The sequence below is a fragment of the Pseudobacillus wudalianchiensis genome, assembly GCF_001685015.1.
Classification (GTDB): Bacteria; Bacillota; Bacilli; order Bacillales; family Domibacillaceae; genus Pseudobacillus; species Pseudobacillus wudalianchiensis.
Genome location: NZ_MAYT01000027.1, coordinates 1 through 19937, shown reverse-complemented (window position 1 = coordinate 19937; position 19937 = coordinate 1). Strand labels below are relative to the sequence as shown.

At 39.7% G+C, this 19937-nt stretch carries 16 protein-coding genes, 3 tRNA genes and 1 rRNA gene; 9 read left to right on the top strand and 11 right to left on the bottom strand.

The annotated features are described in order from the left end of the window. Positions 1–297: 297 nt before the first annotated feature. The 3 genes from A8F95_RS13275 to A8F95_RS13265 form a co-directional block, all read right to left on the bottom strand. Positions 298–846, bottom strand: coding sequence for an isochorismatase family protein (locus A8F95_RS13275; RefSeq protein WP_065410947.1), 549 nt, complete (start codon positions 844–846; stop codon positions 298–300). A gap of 150 nt (positions 847–996) precedes the next feature. Continuing rightward, a complete protein-coding gene (locus A8F95_RS13270; RefSeq protein ID WP_065410946.1) occupies positions 997–1686 on the bottom strand; it encodes a response regulator in 690 nt (229 codons plus the stop codon). Continuing rightward, the gene (locus A8F95_RS13265) at positions 1679–3274 is read right to left on the bottom strand and encodes an ATP-binding protein (protein ID WP_065410945.1); all 1596 of its coding nucleotides are present in this window, start codon (positions 3272–3274) and stop codon (positions 1679–1681) included. The genes A8F95_RS13270 and A8F95_RS13265 overlap by 8 nt, the downstream gene beginning before the upstream one ends. A 425-nt stretch (positions 3275–3699) precedes the next feature. Here A8F95_RS13265 and pgsB point away from each other — a divergent pair, with 425 nt between their 5' ends. The 6 genes from pgsB to A8F95_RS13235 all read left to right on the top strand — a co-directional run bounded on the left by pgsB (position 3700) and on the right by A8F95_RS13235 (position 9135). Then, positions 3700–4881 (top strand): poly-gamma-glutamate synthase PgsB, encoded by a 1182-nt coding sequence (gene pgsB, locus A8F95_RS13255; RefSeq protein WP_065410943.1) that lies wholly within the window; start codon positions 3700–3702, stop codon positions 4879–4881. A gap of 15 nt (positions 4882–4896) precedes the next feature. Further along, entirely contained in the window at positions 4897–5346 is a 450-nt protein-coding gene (gene pgsC, locus A8F95_RS13250; RefSeq protein WP_065410942.1) for a poly-gamma-glutamate biosynthesis protein PgsC, read from the top strand. A 10-nt stretch (positions 5347–5356) separates the two neighbouring features. Then, positions 5357–6556, top strand: a complete 1200-nt coding sequence (locus A8F95_RS13245) for a CapA family protein (protein WP_065410941.1) — start codon at positions 5357–5359, stop codon at positions 6554–6556. A gap of 45 nt (positions 6557–6601) precedes the next feature. Then, entirely contained in the window at positions 6602–8191 is a 1590-nt protein-coding gene (locus A8F95_RS13240) for a gamma-glutamyltransferase family protein (RefSeq protein ID WP_077247361.1), read from the top strand. Between the two features lie 12 nt (positions 8192–8203). Beyond that, positions 8204–8353 (top strand): CapE family protein, encoded by a 150-nt coding sequence (locus A8F95_RS22515; RefSeq protein ID WP_176713691.1) that lies wholly within the window; start codon positions 8204–8206, stop codon positions 8351–8353. 77 nt (positions 8354–8430) lie between these two features. Next, positions 8431–9135: a poly-gamma-glutamate hydrolase family protein gene (locus A8F95_RS13235; RefSeq protein ID WP_077247360.1), complete on the top strand. Its 705-nt coding sequence runs from the start codon at positions 8431–8433 to the stop codon at positions 9133–9135. Between the two features lie 45 nt (positions 9136–9180). Here the strand turns inward: A8F95_RS13235 and A8F95_RS13230 are convergent, their stop codons facing one another. Then, positions 9181–10389, bottom strand: coding sequence for a C40 family peptidase (locus A8F95_RS13230; RefSeq protein WP_065410940.1), 1209 nt, complete (start codon positions 10387–10389; stop codon positions 9181–9183). Between the two features lie 472 nt (positions 10390–10861). Next, positions 10862–12265: a M28 family peptidase gene (locus A8F95_RS13225; RefSeq protein WP_065410939.1), complete on the bottom strand. Its 1404-nt coding sequence runs from the start codon at positions 12263–12265 to the stop codon at positions 10862–10864. Positions 12266–12703: 438 nt separating this feature from the next. Here A8F95_RS13225 and A8F95_RS13220 point away from each other — a divergent pair, with 438 nt between their 5' ends. Next, the gene (locus A8F95_RS13220; RefSeq protein WP_065410938.1) at positions 12704–13111 is read left to right on the top strand and encodes an SRPBCC family protein; all 408 of its coding nucleotides are present in this window, start codon (positions 12704–12706) and stop codon (positions 13109–13111) included. 1 nt (position 13112) lies between these two features. Further along, complete coding sequence (locus tag A8F95_RS13215) at positions 13113–13448, top strand: ArsR/SmtB family transcription factor (protein WP_065410937.1); 336 nt, start codon at positions 13113–13115, stop codon at positions 13446–13448. A 94-nt stretch (positions 13449–13542) separates the two neighbouring features. Here the strand turns inward: A8F95_RS13215 and A8F95_RS13210 are convergent, their stop codons facing one another. Further along, positions 13543–15480: an FUSC family protein gene (locus tag A8F95_RS13210; RefSeq protein ID WP_065410936.1), complete on the bottom strand. Its 1938-nt coding sequence runs from the start codon at positions 15478–15480 to the stop codon at positions 13543–13545. Positions 15481–15973: 493 nt separating this feature from the next. Here A8F95_RS13210 and A8F95_RS13205 point away from each other — a divergent pair, with 493 nt between their 5' ends. Next, a complete protein-coding gene (locus A8F95_RS13205) occupies positions 15974–18382 on the top strand; it encodes a M14 family zinc carboxypeptidase (protein WP_245671320.1) in 2409 nt (802 codons plus the stop codon). A 233-nt stretch (positions 18383–18615) separates the two neighbouring features. Here A8F95_RS13205 and A8F95_RS13200 read toward each other — a convergent pair whose 3' ends face one another. The 5 genes from A8F95_RS13200 to rrf all read right to left on the bottom strand — a co-directional run bounded on the left by A8F95_RS13200 (position 18616) and on the right by rrf (position 19729). After that, a complete protein-coding gene (locus A8F95_RS13200; protein ID WP_065410935.1) occupies positions 18616–19053 on the bottom strand; it encodes a peptidylprolyl isomerase in 438 nt (145 codons plus the stop codon). Positions 19054–19274: 221 nt separating this feature from the next. Beyond that, positions 19275–19348: transfer RNA gene (locus A8F95_RS13195), tRNA-Arg, on the bottom strand. Between the two features lie 75 nt (positions 19349–19423). Then, positions 19424–19493: transfer RNA gene (locus A8F95_RS13190), tRNA-Asn, on the bottom strand. Positions 19494–19496: 3 nt separating this feature from the next. Next, a tRNA-Glu gene (locus A8F95_RS13185) sits at positions 19497–19571 on the bottom strand. 42 nt (positions 19572–19613) lie between these two features. Further along, positions 19614–19729: ribosomal RNA gene (gene rrf / locus A8F95_RS13180) — 5S ribosomal RNA — on the bottom strand. Positions 19730–19937 lie beyond the last annotated feature (208 nt).

Below are 19937 nucleotides of genomic sequence, written 5' to 3'. Positions count from 1 at the left end.
AATTACATTGTAAGCGGTCTCCTTTTGTTTGTAAGCGTTATCAATTTATTGTTTTTTAAGTTTATTTTGAAAGTTTTGTTCATTTTGTTCACGATCCTTTTTAATAGTCGATGATGGCAAATAAAAAAAGCCCCTCTTAACTTCAAGGGACTTCTTATTCTCTAAAAGCTGTTCGGATTGTGAAGAATGTTCTTTATTCGGAACTAATATGACAATCATTCCAATGATACAAGCTGTTCCGATCTATTGAAAAAGTCTAAAAGAATTTTCCAGCCAAAAAACCGACTGCTAATGGTTCTAAATTTCTACAATACACTCACTATTTGTACAACTCATTGGCTGAATTTGTACAAAACGATTATGCCATACAGATTCATGATGCTGAATAATCTGTTCTGCATTAAAATAACTGCTATTTAACGTGCTGTGTGTACCCTCTACTAAAATATTCTGTTGATAGCCTTTACTATAAGCATTTCTTATTGTCGTATCTAAACAAAACTCGGTTTGAGCACCTGCAAAAATTAGTTGTTCAATGCCTAGCTTTTTTAGAGTTTCTTCTAAAGTAGTTTGATAGAAGGCATCCCATGTAATTTTTTCAATAACAATATCATCACTTTTTCGATGCAGTCCTTTATGTAATTCCCAAGCACATTTACCTTTTGCCATATCACCGGATGAATCCAAGTCTGTATGCTGAATAAAAATAATAGGAATTTCTTTTGTTCTTGCCCAATTAATCAGCCTATTTACATTTTTCAACAAGGTCTTGTGTTGATATAAGTAATTTTTCTCCTCTAAAAAAAAGATTTCTTGCATATCAATAATAATTAATGCTTGTTTCACGCTTACATCCCCTACCTATATAATATAAAAGAACTTTTATATTATATCTTAAATTTAAAACATGGATGGTATGAAAACTATTCATCTTATCTTGTTGTTAAACTACTTTATCTTGAAGCAAAAGACGTTATTTATAGATGACCGGTACCCTCAAATTTTATAATATTTTCGCTCAGGTCTTCCTACAACCCCATAGACCACTTCAGCCTTGCATTCTTGAATAGAAACCAAATACTCCAAATAGCGTCTGGCTGTTGTTCTTGAGGCTCCAATTTGTTCAGCTGCTTGTTCGGCTGACAAACCTTTCTTACTTATGGAAAGAACCTCTCTTACCTTTGACAGCGTAATTTCATCTACCCCTTTTGGCAGTGAATCCCCCCGAGTTACTGTGGCTGGGCGTTGAGAAACTTTATTAAAGATCAGATCCACAACCTCTTGATCTACTTCCTGTGTAGAACGTAAAAGCTGAGACTTATTAAGATACTCTTGAATAATTTGATCAAAGCGTTCCATCTTCACCGGTTTAATTAAAAAATGTTCCACACCATAATGAAGCGCCTTTTCAAGTATGTCTTTGTCGGTTGCTGCGGTAATCATCAAGATATCTACTTGTCTATGATTTTCACGGATGAGCGGAAGCAAATCGGACCCAAGCTGATCTGGCATATATACATCAAGAAGAAGAAGATCCGGCTGCTGCTCACTCAGCAGCTCAAGAGTATCCTTTGCATTTAACGCCTTTCCAACCACCTCTATTTCATTGAACTTATTCAGAAACTTTTCATGAATGTCTGCTACGCGAAAATCATCCTCCGCAATAACGGCTCTTATTTTAGTCATTCTTCTCTTCCCCCTGTCTTTTAGGCAGATATACTGTAAAGATCGTATTTCCTTCTTCACTGTGCACCTCAATCAGACCCCCTAGCTCTTTTACAGCATAATCCGTATTTGAAAGCCCATAACCGCTTGGGATTTCTTCATCTTTCGAAGTAAAGCCTCTTTCAAAAATGAGCGTCAAATGTTCTGATTTTATTCCCCTTCCATTGTCACTCACTTCAAAAATAATATCCTCTCCAATATCAGTAGCAAAAAAATTGACGAGTGGTTTCTCTCTGTCCGAAACAGCGTCAAATGCATTATCAATAATATTGCCTAGAATTAAAATGAGTTCAGACAGCTTTATATGGCTCGGCAAAGTTTCTAAGTAGCTTTCTGAATCTATTTCAAAGGTTACTTTTTTTTCAGATGCTTTGCCTAGCTTGCCCAGCAAAATAGCTTGTACTTTTGTATCTTTAATTTGTTCAAAGACAATTCGATTAAGAGATTGCAGTTCAGCTGTCTCACTTTGCAGCATGTCTATTGCTTCGTCATGTTTACCCAACTGAAGCAAACCGGATAGCACATATAATTTATTCGTAAATTCATGAGTTTGGGCCCTTAAATCCTCAGAATACATTTTTACCTCTGACAGCGTATTAACCATCTGCTCAATTTCAGTTTTATCCCGAAACGAGACGACTGCGCCGCTCACTCTGTTGCCGTCAAGAATCGGTGTGCAATTCATAATAATTTTCTTATGCCCCCACTGCATTTCTTTGTCTATTTGGGGTTTTCCGGAATCTAGCACCTCGTACAAATAAACAGAAGGAAATAGGTCATCCACCTTCAAGTCGCGAACAGACTCTTTAATATTAAGTAATTTTTTTGCCGGCTGATTCATAGATCTGATCACTCCATCCCGATCAACGGCTAAAATTCCCTCTTTCACCGAGTGAAGTACGGCATTTTTCTCTTTATATAAACGAGCAATTTCATAAGGTTCCAGCCCTAACGTATCCTTGCGTATACTTCTGGCAAGCAAATAACTGCCAACGACAGATATAACAAGGGCGATGAGTGATACAACAACTTCTTTCGATAGATCTTTGAAAATTTGTTTCTGAACCTTTTCTACTAAAAATCCAACGGAAACAATTCCAATAATGTCTCCATTCTGATTAACTATCGGTGATTTTCCCCGCATAGATAGTCCGAGGGAGCCGCGTGCTTCGGATACGTAAGATTCCCCCTTTTGGATAGCTCGTTCGTTGTCGCCGCCAATCATCGGCTTTCCTATTTCTGATACGAGCGGATGGGAATAACGAATTCCTTGTGCATTTCCCACTACGATAAATTCAGCCCCTGTTTCTCGGCGGATCTTTTCAACGATCGGTTGAATCACGCTAGGCGGATCTTCCGACTTAAAGGCGTCAATAATCGTTGGCATTGAGGCGATCGTTTTTGATAATTCCAAAGCCAAGCGTCCTCTATCTTCTTCAATCTGCTTCCCTTCCATATAAGTAAAGTAAGCCGTTAACATAAAAATTAAAAAGAGGCTTAAGGATAATACCAAGCCTAAAATCTTTGTTTGAAGTCTCACTTTTCGCATTTTCTACAGCATCCTCCGCCTTTATTCTTCTTTATCTTTAATTGTACAGCAGTTGAAGAAGTTTATCATTGTCAGCTAAAAAATGTAAATGAGGAAATTGGTTATTTTATAAATCATTTAATTCCGAAGAAAAAAGTGGCTATTTTATTGTTAAAATCTCTTATTTATTATTTTTATATAATAATTTTTCTTAACAAATAAAAAGCATGACTTACTCAAGTAATGATTTTCTTTAAATTTATAATGATAAACCTGGAAAATTGTATTGATTTTCTTCTTTTATTAACTGATAAAATGATTTTTTTGCAGTTAAACCCAAAAAATAAAATATTCCACAATAATTCCCATTGATTTAAGAAATTGAACTGTTGTAGGCTTTTATTAATAACGATGAAAAATTACAAATAAGTGAGGATAAAGAAGAAATGGCTCTTATAACTATATGTGTCCTGTTTTTACTGGGCTACGGCATATGGGAACAACGCCGGCATCAGAAGCGGCTTGATTCCATTCCAGTTCGTATAAATGTTAATGGAATCCGAGGTAAATCTACTGTAACTCGGCTTATTACAGGGGTCGTGCAAGAAGCTAATTATAAAACAGTGGGTAAAACGACTGGTACATCGGCAAGAATGATTTATTGGTTTACAAATGACGAAAAACCGATAAAGCGTAGACTGGAAGGCCCTAATATTGGGGAACAGCGCCGTGTAGTAAAAGAAGTAGCTGATTTGGGCGCAGAGGCACTTGTGTGTGAATGCATGGCTGTTCAGCCTGACTATCAATTAACCTTTCAAAATAAAATGCTTCAAGCAAACATAGGCGTTATCGTTAACGTATTGGAAGATCACATGGATGTAATGGGGCCTACCTTGGATCAGGTTGCAGAAGCCTTTACAGCAACAATTCCCTATAACGGTTATTTAATCACGATTGAAAGTGAATATTTGGATTTTTTTAGGAAAGTCGCCGAGGAACGTAACACAAAAGTAATTTTAGCTGATAATTCGAAAATTTCCGAAGAGTTTTTACGGCAATTTGATTATATGGTCTTCCCTGATAATGCATCTCTCGCTTTAGCGGTTGCGGAAGCGCTTGGTATTGATCAAGAAACGGCGTTTCGCGGCATGTTAAATGCGCATCCTGATCCAGGAGCAATGCGTATTACGAAATTTGGGGACAAAGTACAGCCATCATTTTTTGTAAATGGGTTTGCCGCTAATGATGCCTCGTCCACCTTAAGAATCTGGGAACGTGTAAGCACATTAGGTTATAGCACGGAAGCTCCTATTGTTATTATGAACTGTCGTCCAGATCGTGTAGACCGCACTGAACAATTCGCTAGAGACGTGCTTCCTTACATAAAAGCTGAAGTAGTCATTGCAATTGGAGAGACAACCACACCAATTACAGAAGCTTTCGAACAAGGCCTCTTAGACACGAAAGAGTATTGGAATTTAGAAGAACAATCAACAGATGAGATTATGGATCGTCTTAGCCCATACTTAAAAAACCGCATCCTATATGGTGTAGGAAATATTCATGGTGCAGCGGAACCATTAATTGACGCCATTATGGAAATAAAAACAGTGCAAAAAGCAAGCTAAGTAGGAGGAACATTAATGTTTGGATCAGATTTATATGTGGCACTGGTGCTGGGAGTTACGCTAAGCCTTATTTTCACGGAAAAAACAGGAGTCTTGCCAGCAGGACTTGTTGTACCAGGATATTTAGCGTTGGTTTTTAATCAGCCAACATTTATGTTAGTAGTATTTTTAATCAGCATTTTAACATACCTCATTGTCACTCACGGGGTAGCAAGATGGGTTATTTTATACGGCAGAAGAAAATTTGCAGCTATGCTGATTACAGGGATGTGCCTGAAGCTGTTATTTGATTACTTCTATCCTGTTATGCCGTTTGAAATCTTTGAATTTCGCGGTATCGGTATTATCGTACCAGGGCTGATAGCAAACACGATTCAAAAACAAGGAATGCCATTAACCATTGGCAGTACGCTTCTGTTATCCGGTTTAACATTCGGTCTCATGAACGTGTACTACTTGTTCTGAGGTGCATACTATGAAACGAACTTTAAATTTCCAAGAAAAACTACTCAGTTTTATTAAGCGAACAAAGACTAAAAATTTCAAGTATGCTGTGATCGCAGCCCCCCTTTTAATTGTATCATTGGCCACGACAACCTGGATGGGGAGAACAGAAGAAGTTAAAAGCGTGAGTCCTCGTGAAGGTCAGCTCCTTACCATGACAATGGTAGGCGATGTGATGATGGGCCGACATGTTGAAGAAGTGATAAAAAGGCAAGGATCCGATTATTTATTCCGATATGTGAGGCCTTATTTTGATAACTCAGACTATGTAAGCGGCAATTTTGAACATCCTATTTTAAAAGAGAAAGTATCAAACTACTCAGAAGCTGATAAAAGTATTCATTTGCACACGAATCCTGAGGCTGCAAAGACCGTTAAAAACGCAGGGTTTACTGTTTTGAATCTGGCAAATAACCATTTAATGGACTATCAGGAAAAGGGTTTGCAAGATACACTTGATGTATTTGAAAGCTCAAATATAGATTACGTGGGAGCTGGAAGGAACCGCAAAGATGCTAAGAACCAAATCAATTACCAGGATGTAAACGGTGTTCGGGTTGCGACCTTAGGATTTACGGATACCTTCACCTCAGGCTCTATTGCCACAAGCGAACAAAATGGTTTATTAAGCACGAACCCAGACTTGCTTTTTGAAATGATTGTAAAAGCAAAAGATTCTGAACGAGGAAACGCAGATTTGGTTGTAGTGAATGTCCACTGGGGACAAGAGTATGATACGGAGGCAAGCCCGCGTCAAAAAGCTCTCGCAAAAGCGATGGTAGATGCTGGAGCGGATATCATCATAGGACATCACCCTCACGTCCTGCAATCCTTTGATGTATATAAACAAGGTGTTATTTTCTACAGCTTAGGAAACTTCGTATTCGATCAAGGATGGACGCGTACAAAAGATTCGGCTATGGTCCAATACAATCTAGACGATAATGGAAAAGCATCAATTGATGTGATACCTATGCAAATTGAAGAAGCAGCCCCAAGACCGGCCACTAATTATTTAGATAAGAAACGAGTTTATCGACAATTAACAAAAGAAACAGCAGAAAACGTACTTTGGTCTAAAAAAGAAAATAATTTAGAACTTATTGTGAATCACAAGCATGTAATAGACCACATGAAAAGTCGGAAAGAAAAAGAAACGAACCGCAAGTAAAAGCAAATCAATAGATGAGGAAGAAAACAATGAGGGGGTAACGAATTGAACTTTCATACTCTTGGGAAGCTGATTGTTCTAATTTGTTTATTAATCAATCTAGCGGGATGTGCTAGTACCTCTCCCCTTCCTGACTCTACTAAATCAAGGGATAAGAAAACAAATGAGCCCTACGGCGTAAGTTCTTCAAACCCCATTGCTATAGATGCGGGAATGAGTGTACTAGAAAATGGCGGAAATGCTGTTGATGCAGCCATTGCGATATCTTATGTATTAGGAGTAGTCGAGCCATTTGGCTCAGGGCTCGGCGGCGGCGGCGGCATGCTGATTGCTCCTGTATCCGGAGAGGCCCATTTTATCGATTATCGTGAAACAGCTCCGTCAACTACAGAAGGTGAATCTTACTCAGGGATCCCAGGCTTAGTGGCTGGCATGCAATATGCGCACGATCAATATGGGAGCTTAACAATGAAAACTTTATTGCAGCCAGCAATTGACTACGCAGAAAACGGGTTTAGAGTAGACCAGGGGTTAAACGCACGTTTAGCAAACGCAAAATCAAGAGTGTATTCAAGTGAGACTAGCTTGTTCTATCCTAACGGCAAAGCAATCAAACCAGGTCAAACTCTTATCCAAAAGGACCTTGCCAAAACATTAAAAATCATTCAAAAAGAGGGACCGGATGGATTTTATAAAGGTGAGATCGCCCAGGGTATAAAAGGAATGACTAATATTTCCCTAAAGGATTTGAAAAAATATCAGGTGAAAGAACGCCGGCCTGTTCAAGGTACATATGCAGGATACGATGTATATACGGCCCCTCCCCCATTTTCCGGAGTTACTCTGTTGCAAATGTTGAAATTAGCGGAGGAAACAAACCTCAGTCAGTCTCCAAGTGAAGCAAAATACTTGAAACAGATGGAAGCTATTGTAGAAACAGCTTACGAAGAGCGCGCTGAGCATATCGCAGACGATGTCGATGCTGAAAGAGCCGAACGCTTGATAGAAAATGACCATATAACTAAATTGAAAAACGATATCCAAAGTGGGCGTTTGAGAAACGAAAGGAATAATCTCGAAGAACACGAAAGTACCACTCACTTTGTGGTCATCGATAAAGAGGGTACAGTCGTCTCCGCAACAAACACACTTAGTAACTTTTTCGGTTCTGGAAACTATACAAATGGATTCTTTCTCAATGACCAGTTAAAAAACTTTGGCGAAAGTGGAATAAATGCCCGAGAACCCTTTAAACGATCAAGAACCTTTACAGCTCCAACTGTATTGAAAAAACAAGGAGAAGAGACAATCGGAATTGGCTCACCTGGCGGGAACAGAATTCCCCAAATATTAATGCAGGTCCTTTACTCATATAGAACGGAAGAGAATACGTTTCAAACTATTATAGATCGTGGTCGTTTTGCCTTCAGTCATAACATTATTTATACAGAGTTCTTATTTTCTAAGGAAACAACGAAGGCATTAGAAAAGGATGGATTCGAAATTGTTCATAAAGTTTCCCCTATGTATTACGGGGGAGTACAAGTCCTTCTTAAAAATGAAGAAAACAACACGATATCTGGAGCGGGAGACCCGAGGCGAAATGGCAGCTGGAAAGCAGAACAACAAGAATAAGGAGATAAGGAAATGAACGCAGCAAAAAAAATAATTAAATGGATTTTGCCTATCGTGATTGTAGGTGCACTGCTAACAACAATGAATGTGTTTAAACGCACTGATACATTAACGCGTGATGAACAACAGAAAATTGAACAGCATACAAACGTACAAAGATAAAAAGAAAGTAGGGTATTTCCCTACTTTTTATGTTATAGTGCTGTTTTATGAATCGACTGGTGGCAAGGAGTTTCTAAATGATACGGAAAATACTTATTGGTACCTGCATACTCTTACTTTTGATTGGTGTTGGGATCACTTTGAGGGAAAAGCCAAAGGAATATAGGAGCTTCACAGAATTACAGAAATATGAACGGGAAAATATAGATTATCGGATTACAGCCTCTCACCGCAAACCCGAAATAGCTATCATGGCGATACATGGAGGAAATATAGAAATTGGCACCGGTGAAATAGCCGCCGATCTCGGAGAAAAACTGAACGCCAGCACATATATATTCGAGGCACTGAAACCGAAGGACAATCGAAAGCTTCACATTACCTCCACCTTATATGACGAACCAACCGCGATTCGTATGGCTCAAAAAGCAAAAACTATTTTATCTTTACATGGATATCATGACACAGGGAGAGAAAACGTGTACATTGGCGGCAGAAATGAAGCTTATAAAAAAATGGTGAAGAAATATTTGAAAAAAGAAGGATTTCAAATAGAAGAAGCCCCTAAGCATCTCAAAGGAACAAATAAAAAGAACATCGTAAATCGAAGTGAGTTAGAACAAGGTGTTCAATTAGAATTGTCTACAAAGTTAAGAAAGAGTTTTTTCAAAGATCATGATTTCGCCATGAACAATAGAAAACAACAAACAGAACGATATGATGCATTTGTAAAAGCTTTAGAAAAAGCTACCTTAAAATATAAACAAGAAGAGCTGGAGTAACGAATAAAAGGACTTCCTGAAAAATCCGGAAGTCCTTTTATTCTTTTAATAAAAAAGTGCTTTGGCATCTCCATAGCTATGAAATTTCTCCGCAAAATACTTAGAGGAAAGCAAGGAAATATGGACGCCCGCTTTGGTAGTTGTGTGAATAAAGCGGTCATTCCCCATGTAAATCCCCACATGTGTAATACCTGCTCGTCCTCCTGTTTCAGTAAAGAATACCAGATCCCCTACCTTTGGCTCCTTAATTTCCGATAACAGCTCGGAGTATCCGGCAGCGGTGTCTCGCTTAACAGAAAAACCCTGCTGCTTCATTACCCAATAAATAAATCCGCTGCAATCCATTCCTTCAGTAGGGTTCTCTTCTCCCCACACATATGAAAACCCACGCAAAGTATAGGCGTACTTAATGATGTTGTAAGCTTTATCGTATGAAGGATCGGCATTTAAGTAAAAAGGAAATAGTGGATTACTGTATACCTGGAGGTACTGGCCAGGCAAAACACTATTAGAAGGTAAACCATTCTGCTTTTTTAAAGCAGCCATTGATATACGGTATTTAGCCGATACACTTTGGAGTGTTTCCCCCTTCTGAACGACATGCTCCCCTTTAGGAGTATAGGTTTTATACACAACACTGTACTGGGCAAAAGACTTGTCATTTCTCGTTTTAATTTGGACAGTCGAAGCTCCTATACCTGAATGAACAAATTGATTGTTTCCAAGATAAATTCCACCGGTTACGATCTCTTTGACTTTACCTGACTTGTCTTTTTCCACAAAAAACATAAGATCTCCGGGTTTTGGTGCATTCGTATCCATTCCCAGGTTGTAAAATCCATCTATAGTCAACCGATCTATCGGAAGACGTTCTTGAGAGAGCACCCAATAAAGAAGCCCGCTAGAGTCAAACCCCTTGTTAGGTGACTCTTCTCCTATGGTTTTTTTAAAACCAACAAATGTTTTGGCATAATTTGCAATCTGCTTTCCTCTCTCCTGCCATTGATATTGCGAGGAGGTATAAGGCTTATTTAGTATTTGCAGCTTTTGTCCTGTATACAATTTAGTGTTCGGCAAGCCATTAGCCTTCATCAACTGTTGAACAGGAATCTTATATTTCGCTGCAATGGATTGTATCGTATCCTTTGAAGAAACTGTATGAATTTTATTAGCTGCGGCCGCTTCTACACTCGGTAAAAAAGTAAAACTCCCAATCCATAATAATATAGAAAGCATGATCAGTCTCTTTCCCACATAAAAAACTCCTTTTAGCCTAATACCAAAAAAGCTGCTTTACATGTTTTTAAAAATAACAATACGTAAACCTTATTTAACCAGTTAGCTAGCTTAATTTTTAAGGTCTTGGCGATAAAATAAAAATTACGAGAATAGTATGTAATTCTTTAATAAGAAAAAAAGAATTAGGGAGATGGCGGATGCTTGGCTAATTTGTATATTTTCAACACCTCCTCTAGAAGCATGTGTTTTCCTAGCGCTTGAGAATCAATCTTGTTTCGGCTGTTTAAAAGTAAGTTGGAATTTAAGCAAACTCACCATCTTAGGAAAAATGACTATCTTTTTTAAGGTTAGCGCTGTAGCCTTATTTATAATATCGGCTTACACTTTTCGTTTTTTAACCCTTTCATTTTTATAAAAAGGGCATTAATAAAAACCCTTCTTCCTATACTGAATAAAACTTCAGTGGAAGAAGGGTTTTCCCTATTTCTTATGCACCAGGCGGGCGATTTTCAAAGTCGTAATCGACTGGCTGAGGAGCAACTCGGGAATGCTCTAAGGCTGGCGTATCTGGCCGAGCAATTTGATAGACGGATGCTCCCACAACCTCAGCTGTTTCTTGCAGCTTATTTTTATCAATTTTATCAATTGTATCTGCTGGTGTATGGTACCATGGCTCAAGCGGAGAGTGGATGAATAAGGCTGCTGGAATTCCGAGCTCATGGAATGGCTGATGGTCACTTCTGCCCAATTGGCCGTACGGAACCGCTTCGCCTAATGCTGTTCTTGAGCCGGCAGCTGAAGCCAAATCGGTTACTAAGTTTTTCTTTCCATCAATCGTGTACATGATCAATCCATTAGCTTTATTATTGCCGCCTGCATCCTTGCTGCCGATCATATCCATTTGGAAATGAGCCACAATTCGATCTGCTTCTTTGTCACTCAATGTTCCTGCGTAATGATAGGAGCCTAATAATCCTTTTTCCTCCGAACCAAACGTAACGAACCGCAGCTCTGTATCAATTGGCATATTGGCCATCACCCTAGCCAGCTCAAGTACTGCCGATACTCCTGAGGCATCATCATTCGCTCCAGGACCTCCTGGAACAGAATCATGGTGAGCACCAATCATTACAACTTGGCCTGTATCCTTGTTTTTGTGCGGCTTCATTTTCGCAATGACATTATAAGAAGTTTTTTCTACCATGCTTGAGCCGGTTACTTTAAGGTGGGCCGTTTTTGGACCAGCTTTTAATTGTTCCGCTAATGCCAGTCCTTGCGCTCTAGTAATCGAAACGACAGGAATGTTTTGGCCATAAGCTGCTTGTCCGAATACATTAGAGGTACCAGCATTGTTATAAAAAATGACTCCAACCGCCCCTTTATCGAGAACGTTTTGAACTTTTTCAACGAAAGTGTTATCCCCGCGCTCTACCAAGGCAATTTTCCCTTTCACTTCATCCGGAACCGTACCAGCAAAGGCTTTGCCGACATGTAGTATTTCAGCCGTCACATCATTGCTATACGAGCCTGAGGCAACATAAGGCTTTAAATCCTGTCCGCCGATCTCTAATGTTCCGCTCACATTATTTCTAACTGCTTCATAGAATTTAAACGGCTGCAGTTCCGTTTCGTAGCCATATTCCTCAAATTTGCCCTTTATGTATGTTGCCCCTTTTAGCTCTCCATCGGTCCCTGCTGCCCGAGGCTGTTCGGATAACAAGGCAATCGTATTATACATGTTGTCGGCGTTAATTTTTTTGATAATCTTGTTATCAAAAGCCGAGGATGCATGTACATTTGGTGCAGCGGCTGGTCCTTGTGCATAGGCTCCTTGGACACTTAATACTAATCCCGCTGCTAGCAAGGCAGACATCATTTTTTTCTTCCTCATCTAATCCCTCCTAGTTTTAAACAGCTGTACTTTCAATCGATTATTCATGATTTTATAAGTGGAGTAAACTCGAATGAGTTTACAAAAAACACAAAAAATTTACAGGTGTCATGACCTTATTTCTATAAAAATGAAAACCATTTGACAAAGATTGTCGAAAGGGGCAGGAACTGGTCAAATAGTTAGTTACATTCACCTAACTAGATGGACTAGTATATATGTCCTTCTTAAAAGGAAGGAATAAAAGAAATGGCTGAATCACAAATTGATCATCATGAGTAATAAGTGAAAAACTAAATCGCCACACCCACCTATCTTATTGAGGCTAGCATTCCCCAAAACCTTATTTCTCAATTATGATTGAAAATAACACCTAAAAGTGTCATAATAATTTTATTGTGACACTTTTAGGTGTTATATAGTCGAGGAGGTATAGGAATGCAAGAAATCCGCAAAACCGTTATTCTAAATGCACCAATTGAAAAAGTATGGAAAGCTGTCTCCACATCAGAGGGTATAGCCGCATGGTGGATGGCAAATACCTTTGAACCTATCGTCGGACAGGACTTTATTCTTCATGCAGGTCAATTTGGAGATTCACCTTGCAAAGTAACAGAAATCGATCCTCCCTACCGGGTAGGCTTTAACTGGGGGAAAGATTGGCACCTTTCATTTGAGCTAGAAAAATTAGAAGATGCCAAGACAGAGTTCACTTTAGTTCATTCTGGCTGGGATGAGTCTAAAGTTACTGAATTTGGACAACCCCATTCAGTCATTCGCGGAATTATGGATAGCGGATGGGAAGGAATCGTCAATAAGAGTCTCGTTAACTATGTAGAGGCTTAAATTGGCTAAGCAAGCGCTAAAGCATGACATATTTCAAGCAATCGCTGACCCTACTCGCCGGAGGCTGCTTACCTTACTTGCTAACGAGGAAATGTCGATTGCTTCTATAGCAGGCTGTTTCCCTATAACCCGTACAGCTGTTAACAAGCATTTGCACGTTCTTCTAGATGCTGGTCTTGTTAGCAGCAAGAAGCTTGGACGAGAAACTCGGTATAAGCTCCAGCCAGAACCTCTATTAGAAATAAAGCAGTGGCTCGCTTTTTTTGAAAGCTACTGGGATAAAAAGCTATTCGCTCTTAAAGAATTTGTAGAATCTGATAGTGATAAGGGTTTTTAAAATATAGAACATACCAAAAAGTACACGTTTCATTCTCCACTTTTTCACTGTTTAAAGTGGAGAATGTTTTCTTATTGACTCCTTCCTATCCCCCTTATACTCCCTTACCATCATCTGTTTCACTATTTTGCTGCTGATTTAAAATAAGGATGATTGTGTCCTGAAGTGTGTCGATTTCTTGATGAATTCTAGTATGCTTTAGAATAACAGGAATGTTAAAAGTCTTAAGTAATTGTTGTTGTTCGATTGACTGAGCGAGAGTCTCGAAAATGTATAAAAATTGGGCAGTTTCTTTTTCAGGTAATGCTGTTTTGACTCCATTTCGGGTAGCGTTCTCTAAAAAATAGCCAAGCTGCTCCATCGAGAATATAGCGGGTGATAAAAGACTTAAGGCGGCAATATTACTAGGAATTTCACCTAATGCTGTTCCGTAAACCGTTCGCAGATTGTTTAAGTTTGTTCTCATTTTATTTTGAATGCGACGATCCTTGTGTGCTTGTTCAGGAACATTATCAGAAAAAATCTTAAAAAACAGCTGTGATTGACTGCGAATCGTTTTGGACATTAAATGCGGCAGTCGGCTTGAGGCAGATTGTCGGCCAACTAGTAAAACGCCCACTATTCCAATGATACAGCCAATGAGAACATCTGTGATACGAGCAGCAGCGAAGTAAGAAAAATCCTGAATTCTTGTTGTGCTTTCAGCAATTAAAATGGCATTAGGAGTAATGAACATAACAGCCAATGCGTAGTTTCGCACCATAAATGTTTCTGTTAAAAAGTGAAACATTCCTATAAGCAATGCAACCACAACCGGGGCTGGCCCAATAGAAAGAATAAGAACCGCGACAACAAGGCCAATCAACGTGCCGATTGAACGTTGAATCGAGCGGTGAAATGTACTGATAATGGTAGAACCGAGCATAACGGATCCGCATGAAACAGGAATCCAGTAGGAGCGTTCAAATTCAAAAGAAAAGGCAATCAGTGCGGCCCCCCCTAAAACAATGGCATATCGAAGTGAGGATAAAAAGACGACAGAGTTCTTGTCGAATGCATCTGCAAACTGTTTTTGAATCGGCTGTTTGAATAAGTGAATGTCCTGGTCTACATTCAAAATAGTCTCGTGCATAACAGCGTTTACCTCTTCTATTTTGGCGAGCAACTGTTTTTCTAGCGGACTTAGATTTTCGATCTGAAGTGGAGAAAGGCTCTCTACCAGATTCTTTTTTTCAAGTGATTGTGTCACCTGTCCAAAAAAACGAAGCAATTCAGAAGAAACCTCCTCGATTCCCTCCGCCTCTATTTCTAAAATATCTCCCCAAATACTATGTGCTATTTCTTTTAATATATATAAACGCTTAAACGCATCTGAACTGCGCCAGGAAACATAACCGGATGCTAATGTCGACTCGGCATCTTTTAAAGAAAATAATGTACTTTCCTTTTGTTTATTAAAGTTTGGTGTTCCAATGGCGGTTAATAGCTGAGAGAGCTCGAAGTAAATGCGATAAATGGATTTCTTCTCAGGTTGATAAGGATCTGTAAACCATCCAATCATGGCTACAACCCAAGAAATGCTTCCACCTATGAAAACCAATGAAGCTCTCTCTAACGCTGCATCTGGATCTATCTCCATCGCGGAAGTCATAGCAAAGATAATCACAAAGAAGATCGATGCGGGTCCTTGAATTTTTAAAGCACCGAAAATAAATGTACCAGCCCCGCCGATAATCCCTAGCAAAATGGCAAATAAAAAAGGCGAAGGCGCTGTTAGTGTACCAAGTCCTATCGCCGCAGCCAGTCCTAGCATAACGAAAAATACTTTTTTGGCTCGGTGTTTATAAGGCTCATTGAATACATATAAATAAGAAAATCCGCCTATCCCTGCCAGTAAACCATAGGAGAAGTTTCCGACCCATATGCCAAGCAATACAGGGAGAGAAGCACTTAATGCCGCGCCGATTGCTCTACGCAGCGGCCAAGGTGTTTTCTTAACCTTGAAAGCATCTTTGATAATGGATGATTTCACTAAACATCCCTTCTTTCTTTTTAAGTGGCTTACACAATCATTTATACAGCCTCCCCATGCCCTCTGATTTATTTACACGATATATATCCATCATTTTTGCTTCTTAACTTCAAATCCCTAGTATGCTCAACCACTTTTTTCTTAAACGTGTCTATTCTATCGAATGAAACATTGACTGCGAGCCGTGTTTTACGAAGGGGTGACTTATCTATTTCTTTTTCCACTTTTACTTAAAATAAAATCAGATTTATAGTGATCATTTTTACTTCAAGGTTATATTCAATAAGCAGATGGGCAAGAAACTCTCCCCTTTCATCCTTTTTATAAAGAAATTATATAGAGGATGAAAGATGATCAGACAAGCGATCGCTTTCTAACTAGGATTTTTTTACTACACAAAGCAGCTCGAACAGGAATAATGTCTGATAACGAAAGTTAATAAATTGTTTTATACTGAGAAAAGTGGGACTATTTTGAAAAAGGGGAGAAAAATGTGAAAAAGAAAATAGCTGCTGGAGTTTTGAGTATGAGTATGCTTTCTGCTCCATATGCCGTTTTGGCGGAAGCGCCGTTTCAATGGCACAACGTAAATGTTTATGAAACTTCTTATCAGGAACAAAATGAAAGCCTTTTCAATAGTGAAAACTATAACTTTGTGAAATATTCTCAGCTAGAAGCAAAGCTAAAGGAAGTAACCCAAAATAGTAATCGTGTCACCATTGAAAAGCGGGGTGTATCCTCAGATGGTCATGATATGTTCGTTGTAACGGTTTCTGATCCAGAGGCAAAAGGAAAGTTTGGAAAATATCAGGCCATAAGAAAACAAATGCTTAAAAACCCGGCTAAAGCACAAGATTTTGTAGACAAGCATCCTGATTTGAAAATTCCTGTCATGATTAATGGGTCTATTCATGGAACAGAATTTACCGGAACAGACTCTATTCTCCATCTGATTGAGCGGTTTGCCAATGACAATGATGATGTAACGAAGCAAATTTTACAAGATCATATTATCGTATTCAATGTCACAGCAAACCCGGATGGCCGTATCAACGCTACTCGGTTTAACAGCAACGGAATTGACTTAAACCGCGACTTTATTACCCGCTCCCAGCCTGAAACAAAACAGATGGTTGACCTGATTACAGAGTGGAACCCAATGGTGTTCCTCGATCTCCACGGATATGTCAAGCAGCGCGGAAAAACGAAACAAGGGCTGATCGAACCTTGTACACCGCCGCATAATCCGAACTATCAATATGATTTGTTTACAAAATGGGCTATGAACCAAGCGGAAGCCATGGAAGCCGAGATTATCGCCAACAAAGATACATATAGAAATACAAACACAGCCGTTTCCGGTGTTGATTATCATAAAATGACAAGCACCGAAATTCCGTTTAGAGACAGTTCAGACGGATGGGATGATTACCCGCCGATCTTTACCCCAATGTATGCCATGTACCACGGAGCCTACGGATACACTTTGGAAACCCCTACTAATGATTGGGATGGCGTCCAATGGATGTATGATGCCGTGATGGGTGCGCTGAAATATTCCAGCGAAAACAAAGTGGATATGGTAAAAGATCAAATGGAAATGTTCAAGCGTGGAATCAACTTTGACCACCCTTATCATAAAGAAGGCTTCTTCCCGAAAGCCTATATCCTTCCAGTGGATAAACAAGATCCAACAGCAACGAAAAAAGCGGTTGAGCATTTAATAGCCAACGATATAGTGGTAAGTGAGGCGCAGAAGGAATTTTCTTTTAACGGAAAGACCTACCCGAAAGGAACCTACCTAGTTGAAATGGATCAAGCCAAAGCGGGACTGGCAAACACCATGCTTTGGGACGGAGAGGATATTTCTTCTGACATTCCATCTATGTATGATATATCTGCATGGAGTCTTCCTGAATTGTGGGGATTTGAAGCGGTCGAAGTGCCTGCCAAGAGTAATTTCAGCGTCCATACAAGTGAAGTCCAACAGATTAATAATGACGGCGAGTTGATTGGCAAAGGCCCTTACGTTGTTCCTAATTCCTCCGTTAAAGCGGTGCAGCTCGCAAACTCACTAATCCAAAACGGTTTTGCCGTAAAACGCTCTCCAAGCGGTCATTTCCATATCGATAGCGGCACTACCCCTGCTCTGAAAAAGCTCGTAAAAGAGTCTGGATTAAAAGTAGAGACTGCGAAAGTTCCGGAAGATTCGACTTTATTAACTAATCTAAAGGTAACGATTTTGCGGGATGGAGGCATTAGTAAAGGCCAATCTCATGCCGGAACGAAATTAGCTTTGGAACGACTGGGCTTTAACGTATCAGAGAAAACACCGCAGGACGTGGCGATAAACGGACTTGGCGATACCGATGTGTTTGTCTATAGCGGATCACAAAACCTGATTTCTGTTTTAACTGGTGCAAACAAAGAGTTTGGATTGGAATCGAGTGCCCAAGCAGCGCAGTTTAAAGAAAAAGTACAAGCATTTGTAAACAATGGCGGAAAATATATTGCTGTTGGAGCAGGAGCATCCGTAGCTACAAAAACACTTGGCTTAGCCAGTGTAGGAGTGAATACAGGCGGATCAGACAGTAACGGCATCGTTATGGTAGATTACCAGCCGTCTCCGTTAACCTCCGGATATCGTTCAACCGATTACGGATTTGTCTATCGTCCGGCCTGGTATACGAATACAGCAGATTATACGGTTGCAGCTACTTATAAAAGTTCTGACGACTTCTTTGTCGCTGGCCACTGGAAAAATCGGACAGAAGCAGAAGGAAAGGCGGTCATTGTTAAAGATAATCATAAAGATGTGACCCTTATCGGTTTAGAAGCAGGATTCCGGGATCATACCGATTATCTGTTCCGACTGATATCGAATGCTATTTATAGCAAATAAGTATTGTACCTTCCATCGGAATACCATAGAAGCTGCCGCTAAATCGGCTTAAAACACAAAAAAGACTGTCGAGAAATTTTTTCTCGACAGTTTTTCTATTACTTCAGCCTTTTATGTAAGCGCCCCTCTATTCGTTTTATTCTAATTTGATAAAAAGATGCTCAAAATAAAAAACCTTTCTCATTGAGAAAGGTTTTTTGCGCTTCTTCACAATAAAGAAGAATAAACAGATCTTATTCTTCAAAAACAGTAACTTCCTTCATAACATCTCCATTTTTCATGGAACGAGCTGTTTCAAGACCAGATGTTACTTTTCCAAAAACAGTATGTACTCCGTTTAAATGGGGCTGTGGCTCATGAACAATGAAAAATTGGCTGCTGCCTGTATCTTTTCCTGCATGAGCCATGGATAAGCTTCCTGCTTCATGTTTATGAGGATTACCCTCTGTTTCGCATTTAATCGTATAGCCAGCGCCACCTCTGCCTGTTCCCGTTGGATCTCCTCCCTGGCTAACAAATCCAGGAATGACACGGTGGAATACTACGCCATTATAAAATCCTTCGTTTGCCAGTTTTTCGAAGTTTGCCACCGTATTTGGCGCTTCATTTGGATATAACTCAAATTCGATTGTTTCTCCGTTCTCCATTACGATTTTTCCTTTTTTCGCCATGTTACTCTCTCCTTTTGACATAAAATACTTACAATTCTTATTATACTGGACTTGCCAGAGAAAAGCAGAGAGACTTGGCTCATTTTAAGCAATAAGTTTACAAAAAAATGAAATATACAAGTTTTTCAAAAGCGATTTTTTAATTAAGCGATAAGAAATGAATTTAATCATCTTTAAATAAAAATAAAACACAGAAGGTTTTACTTACTCCCGTGTTTTAACGCGCCTTAGAGGATTTGAACCTCTGACCTGCAGCTTAGGAGGCTGCTGCTCTATCCTGCTGAGCTAAAGGCGCATGTAGTTTATAAAAACCCTATTTCTCTTTTACGGAGAAATAGGGTTTTGCCTCTGAACAAGAAAATAATAATTCCGCAGGCAAGATTCGAACTTGCGACCGATCGGTTAACAGCCGATTGCTCTCCCAGCGGAGCTAACCCTCCAAATGGTGACCCCTACGGGATTCGAACCCGTGTTACCGCCGTGAAAGGGCGGTGTCTTAACCGCTTGACCAAGGGGCCGATTATGTAAAGTAAACAAAATAAAAACCCCTTAGGGGTTTTGCCTGGCAACGTCCTACTCTCACAAGGGGAAGCCCCTCACTACCATCGGCGCTGAAGAGCTTAACTTCCGTGTTCGGGATGGGAACGGGTGTGGCCTCTTCGCTATCGCCACCAGACTGTATAAAAGTGAAAGAGTTTGTTCTTTCAAAACTGGATAATATGTTTCAGTAACCGGCAATACCATGCCATTGGTTTGTTGCTTTACGCCATACGGCGTGTTGTCCAGCTCCAGGCGCTAGCTGTTCGGATCACTTCGAGTCTTCTGTGGAGGTTACAGAACAACCTCCACAGAAGACTCTCCAGTGTCTGTCACAGCTGAACAGC